This is a genomic window from Paraburkholderia bengalensis (assembly GCF_037126505.1).
Lineage (GTDB): Bacteria > Pseudomonadota > Gammaproteobacteria > Burkholderiales > Burkholderiaceae > Paraburkholderia > Paraburkholderia bengalensis.
Window position 1 is genome coordinate 1 of the sequence record NZ_JACFYJ010000194.1, and the last position, 4159, is coordinate 4159.

The 4159-nt window shown below is 63.1% G+C and carries 5 protein-coding genes; 3 read left to right on the forward strand and 2 right to left on the reverse strand.

Features of this window, described 5'->3' with window-relative positions; genetic code table 11:
- Both H3V53_RS42290 and polX read right to left on the reverse strand, forming a co-directional pair.
- The coding region (locus tag H3V53_RS42290) for a ribose-phosphate pyrophosphokinase-like domain-containing protein (protein ID WP_336602911.1) at positions 1-207 on the reverse strand (207 nt) is incomplete at its 3' end.
- Positions 208-347: 140 nt separating this feature from the next.
- The gene (polX, locus tag H3V53_RS42295) at positions 348-2105 is read right to left on the reverse strand and encodes a DNA polymerase/3'-5' exonuclease PolX (protein WP_336602912.1); all 1758 of its coding nucleotides are present in this window, start codon (positions 2103-2105) and stop codon (positions 348-350) included.
- 356 nt (positions 2106-2461) lie between these two features.
- On the opposite strand from polX, the gene H3V53_RS42300 reads away from it, so the two are divergent.
- The 3 genes from H3V53_RS42300 to H3V53_RS42310 all read left to right on the forward strand — a co-directional run.
- The gene (locus tag H3V53_RS42300) at positions 2462-2869 is read left to right on the forward strand and encodes a hypothetical protein (RefSeq protein WP_336602913.1); all 408 of its coding nucleotides are present in this window, start codon (positions 2462-2464) and stop codon (positions 2867-2869) included.
- A 173-nt stretch (positions 2870-3042) separates the two neighbouring features.
- The gene (locus tag H3V53_RS42305; protein WP_336602914.1) at positions 3043-3696 is read left to right on the forward strand and encodes a dienelactone hydrolase family protein; all 654 of its coding nucleotides are present in this window, start codon (positions 3043-3045) and stop codon (positions 3694-3696) included.
- A 78-nt stretch (positions 3697-3774) separates the two neighbouring features.
- A partial coding sequence (locus H3V53_RS42310; RefSeq protein WP_336602915.1) for a phosphoribosyltransferase occupies positions 3775-4159 on the forward strand: 385 nt, incomplete at its 3' end.

Here is a 4159-nt window from a genome sequence, read left to right on the forward strand (position 1 = left end):
GTTCACCGTGTGACCGGGTTCGGCATACAGCGAATGGATCACATACACGTCGCGACCGCGGACGCTTTCGAGCGGGCGCATCTTGTGTTCACCATCCTCAAAAGGACGCCACTCGTGCTCGGCCAGCGCCGTGCCAAGCGTGGTGGCCACGCGCTGTGCGTAGGCGTGACTGGCTGGAGGGGAGAAGAGCATTGGCGCGGTGTTCATCGTGATGTCTCCTGGTGGTCTGTTTGCATTCGTGCGGCGTGAGCATGCGCTACGCGCCCTTCGTGGTCTTTCCAAAGCGTGCAGCGGCCATGCCGCTGACACCGCCAGATGCGCCTGCCAGACCTGTTAACCGAGGCAACCTATGGACTCTCGGAGGCCTCGCGAACACGTGAGCGCATCGTCCGGGCAAGCAGCGGGCGCAGTTGCGCAAGCGAGCGGGCGTTCAGCACATCGGCTTTTTCCAGCCATCCGCGACGCGCCTGATTGACGCCGTAGCGCAGGTTGTCGAGCTGGGCCACGCTGTGTGCGTCGGAATTGATGGAAACCAGTACACCGTGATCCTTCGCCATGCGGCAGACCGTATCGGTCAGATCAAGGCGCTCGGGCTGGGCATTGAGTTCCAGAAAGCAGCCGCGCTCCCTCGCCTTGCGGATCACGCGCAACATATCGATGTCCGACGGTTCCCGGCTGCCGATCAGCCTGCCGGAAGGATGCGCCAGCATGGTCATCGAGGGATGGTCCAGCGCGCGAAGGATACGCTCGGTCTGGCGCTCGCGCGGGAGATCGAAATGACTGTGAATCGCCCCGATCACGAGATCGAGCCGGGCAAGAACAGCATTGGGAAGATCGAGCCGGCCGTCTTCGAGTATGTCGACTTCTATGCCCTTGAGCAGCGTGATACCCGTTAACTGTGCGTTGAGCTGGTCGATCTCGCCGATCTGTGCCGCGAGCCTCGTTGCATCCAGCCCGTGGGTCATCGCCAGGCGCTTCGAATGATCCGTAACGGCCAGATACGACAGGCCACGCTCGCGGGCGGCAAGGGCCATCTCGCATAGCGATGCGCGGCCGTCGCTGGCGAGCGTATGCGTGTGAAGGTCTCCGCGCAGGTCGCTGCGCGTAACCAGGGTAGGCAGGGCGGCGACGCGCGCCGCTTCGATCTCACCCCGGTCTTCGCGAAGCTCTGGCGCGATCCACGGCAGGCCGACGCTCGCATAGACGGACTCCTCAGTCTCGCCGGCAATACATGTCTTTCCGCGGAAGACGCCGTATTCGTTGACCTTAAGGCCGAGTTCCTGGCCCAGGCGGCGTAACGCGACGTTATGCGCCTTCGAACCGGTGAAGTAGGTGAGTGCAGCGCCGTAGCATTCGGGTTCGACTACGCGCAGATCGACCTGCAGCCCGCCGCGGAGCGCGACGCTCGCTCGGGTCGGTCCACGCGCAAGCACCGCGCTCACGTCGTCGTAAGCGACAAAGCGCTGCGTTACCGCGGCCGGCTCCCGCGACGTGACGAGGATGTCGATGTCGCCAACGGTGTCGCGCAGTCGCCGCAGGCTACCCGCCGCTTCCACGCGTTCTACGTCGGGCAATGCCGCGAGCCAGACCAGCAGAGCCTCTGCGCGCTGGCTGGCCTGTGCGAATTGATAGCGGTGCGATTTGTCGAGGCGGCCCCTCAGATTTGCAAGGATATGAGCCTCGGTCAGCGGACCGAATCCGCGCAACGTGTGGATCCGGCCCTCCGCGGCGGCCTGCTCCAGTTGTTCCAGAGACTGCACATGCAGTTGCTCGTAGAGCTGCCGCACGCGCTTAGGTCCGAGGCCCGGCACGCGCAGTAACGCGACGACTGCCGACGGCAGTTGGGCTCGCAGGCTCGCAAGTAGCGGGCATGAGCCAGTGGCGACGATTTCGCGGATCTTGAGCGCAAGGTCGTCGCCGATTGCGGGAATCGTTTTCAGGTCGGCACCCTCCGCGATCATCGTTCGCACGTTTTTCGAGGACTCGCTAACCGATCGCGCCGCATTGCGGTACGCGCGCACCCGAAACGGATTCTCTCCCTGAATTTCGAGCAGGTCGGCAATCTCGTTGAAAATCTCGGCGATATCTGCGTTGTGAATTAGCATTTGCTCGGCTCGGTGCGCCCGATGTGTCATATGGGTGAGTACGCTTCTGCACACCCCTTCTCTGAACACAGCATGGCCGTCGGCATGACTTACACGTTGATCCAGGTCATCGTCCCATGCTTGATCGATGTCAATCGGGTTGGGCTGCGGACATACGACGATGTAAATCGTTCCGCTTCGTGCCACTCACATCTCTGGCACGAGTCGCGCGCGGGTGACGCAGCCGCGAATTTGTGCTGGGGCTGCCATTCGCTGGGCGGATGCGATGGCATGGGGGATTCATGATGGACAACGCTGGCCGTCCTTATCGACATCGCTGGCTACGCCGATATGTTCAAGGCGCATGCGCTTGTCTGATGCTCGCGATCGGCACAACCTGGCTTGGCGCAATCTATGACTACCCGCTGAACACAGGTGTCGTGGCGGGTATGAACGCGCCGGAATGCGCGTCGGTGCGTGCGTTGCCGGCCGGTGCACGCCTCGCTGCGGCGCTTCCCGAAAGCGATCGCTGCCTCGCCCTGTTCATGTACCGCACCTCGTTTCCGAACGCGGCAGACGATGCGGCTTCGTATCAGGCGTGGGTGCTCCAACAGCGCGTCAGCGAATTCTGGAAACTGATTGGTTATGTCCTCGTGTTGTGGTTTGTCGTGCTGTGCATCCTTGCAATCGGCGCCGCCCTCATCAAAGCGCTGGTTCGGCGCATACGTCATACGTCGTCGCCCCGTTCCGTCGACACGCCATCCAGACCGCGCGGCTGCCGGTGAGTATGCGACGTCGCCCGCTTCGGCGCTCAAAACGTCGCTTGCGAGAGTTGTCTGCGTCATCCACTTGATCGAAGTCAATTGAGTGTGCGGAACAGACACGATGATCCTTACAAGATGTGTGCTGCTCCCGCGCGGTGGTCATGGCGGAGCGCGGTGATGAACAGGAGCGACAGATGCAAACGCTACAGGTTGAGATTCCCGTTGATTACGTCAAGCTGGGCGGGATTCTCGAGATTCCCGATCACGCGCGCGCGATCGTCGTATTCGTGCACGGTAGCGGCAGCAGCCGCTTCAGCCCGCGAAACCGGCAGGTGGCGGCGGGTCTGCAGCAAGCCGGGTTCGCAACGCTGCTATTCGATCTGCTGACGCTGGATGAGCAGCGGCACGACGACATCGACGCGACCTACCGCTTCAACATCGCGCTGCTGGCGCGACGGCTGGGCGCAACCCTTGTCTGGCTGCAGCAAAGGCCCGCGGTCGGGTCGCTGCGGGTGGGGCTCTTCGGCGCGAGTACAGGCGCCGCGGCCGCACTTGTCGCAGCGGCAGAGACGAGTACGGTGGGCGCGATTGTGTCGAGGGGTGGACGGCCCGACCTTGCGCGGACATCGCTCATGTCCGTCCGCACGCCAACGCTGCTGATCGTCGGTGAACTCGACACGGAGGTGATCCGGCTGAATCACAAGGCCGCCGGGCAATTGACGTGCGAGCATCGCACGGCAATCGTGGAGGGAGCGACGCACCTCTTCGAGGAACCCGGCGCCCTCGACGAAGTGACCCGCCTTGCGGTTGACTGGTTTGCGCGCTGGCTCACCGCCCCGTCATCCTGAGCGCGGAACGGTGCCGCACCTGTTGCACATGGAGCCACGCCATTCGAGCTTCACGGCATCACTGATTGGATATCGACCATGAGTCATATTTTTCGAGATCGCGCCGATGCTGGCCAGCAACTCGCGGATGCGTTGCGTCGCTATGCCGGGCGCCGTGACGTCGTGGTGCTGGCACTGCCGCGCGGCGGCGTACCGGTTGGCTATGAAGTGGCGAAGGTTTTATGCTGTCCCCTCGACGTGCTGGTGGTGCGCAAGCTCGGCGTGCCGCATAACCCCGAGCTTGCAATGGGCGCCATCGCGACGGGTGACGCGCTCTATCTCAACGAACCCGTGATACGTGCTGCCTATGCGAGCGCGGAGCAGCTCGAGGAAGCCATCGAGCGTGAACGCATCGAGCTACATCGCCGCGAGCTGGCCTACCGGGGGGAGCAGCCGCCTGCCGGGGTCGAGGACAAAACCGTGA